The following is a 1,534-nucleotide window of genomic DNA, read 5'->3' as shown; positions in this document are numbered from 1 at the left end:
AGGTAACCGAGACCGCCGACCTGCGACGTCTGACCTTCCTTGTCCAATTGCTCGGCAAGGGTCACGACGTCGATGGGGGAGTTCTGGTCGGCGAGCTTGGCGATCGCACGAAAGATCAGGCGGTGGTCATGTCGATAGAAATCGCCGTCCGAGACTTGATCGAGCACGCGTTCCCAGGCGTTGTTGTCCAGCATCAAACCACCGAGCACGGCCTGTTCGGCCTCGATGGAGTGTGGCGGCACTTTCAGGGAAGCGGTTTGCAGATCGTATTGCTCGGGTGYGGAGATATCGTTCATGGCCACTTGGTTAGTTTATGAAAAGCGGGGGAATCAGAAAGACAAAGGGCACGACCTGTAAACAGGATCGTGCCCGATGTTAACCGTCTGACGGACAAGCCGCCAGCCGATCAAGTGTTGCTTAAGCTGCTACCACGACAACGCGTACGGTGGCTTCAACTTCAGCGTGCAGGTGCACGGCTACGTCGAATTCACCTACGTTGCGGATGGTGCCGTTCGGCAGACGAACTTCGCTTTTTGCAACTTCAACGCCAGAGGCGGTCAGTGCATCAGCGATGTCGTGGGTGCCGATCGAACCGAACAGCTTGCCTTCGTCACCGGCGGTGGCAGTGATAGTCACTTCCAGCTCAGCCAGTTGGGCGGCACGGCTTTCAGCCGAAATCTTACGGTCTGCTGCGGCTTTTTCCAGCTCAGCGCGACGCTCTTCGAACGCAGCCAGGTTGGCAGCGGTCGCAGCGGTAGCTTTGCCGTAAGGCAGCAGGTAGTTACGGCCGTAACCAGCCTTAACGTTCACTTTGTCACCCAGGTTGCCCAGGTTGGTGACTTTTTCCAGAAGGATCAGTTGCATGTGAAAATCCTCTTAACTTTTAACCTTCACCGTTCGCGTTATCGGCATCTTTCGGTGCCGAACGACCGCGAAAATCAATCAGGCTGTCGACGATGGCCAAGACCACCAGCAACGGATAGATCAGCTGCATAAACAGCAACAGCGTGACGTACAACCCCACCAGCCAGAACCTGGCCAGTCGCTTTTGCGCCACCAGCCCGTGAATCAGGGCCAGCCCGGCGAACACCAGCGGTACGCTGCACAACGGCGTTAACATGGCCATCTGTGGACCGATGTTCGGCCCCAGAAGCATGCACGCCAGCAACAACATCGCTGGCAAAAGCGGGAATCGGATGGCGCGAAACTCGCGACCAAAACCACCCGGGTTGTACAACAACGCCTGCCAGTAGCGCCCGACAAGCAGGCTCAGCACACTGACGATTTGCAACAGGGCCGCAATCAGGCCGGTCAAGACCGGTGCAATCAGGGACGCAAAATGCGCTTGCTCGTCTACCGATAACTTCTCGTAGACATCACCGAGTAGTGACGGCATGACTTTTATCAAAGCCTGCGCCAGCATCTCGATTTGAGGACCAAAAGTCGCCCCCAGCACCACTGAAAACACCACTCCCATCGCTATGCTGACCAGCAGCACGCGGACCCAGGACTCGCTTGCGCGCAAAACCAACGC

Annotated in this window: 3 protein-coding genes; all 3 read right to left on the bottom strand. The window is 57.0% G+C overall.

Annotation, left to right across the window (positions count from 1 at the left end):
• A partial coding sequence (locus AC1DRJ_RS27250; protein WP_477804879.1) for a DnaB-like helicase N-terminal domain-containing protein occupies positions 1-296 on the bottom strand: 296 nt, incomplete at its 3' end.
• 121 nt (positions 297-417) lie between these two features.
• Complete coding sequence (gene rplI, locus AC1DRJ_RS27245) at positions 418-864, bottom strand: 50S ribosomal protein L9 (RefSeq protein ID WP_033055552.1); 447 nt, start codon at positions 862-864, stop codon at positions 418-420.
• 19 nt (positions 865-883) lie between these two features.
• Positions 884-1,534: hypothetical protein (locus AC1DRJ_RS27240; protein ID WP_477804878.1), on the bottom strand; the 651-nt coding region annotated here is incomplete at its 5' end.

This window comes from Pseudomonas sp. P5_B2, assembly GCF_056400445.1.
This window is presented reverse-complemented; position numbering and strand designations above follow the sequence as displayed.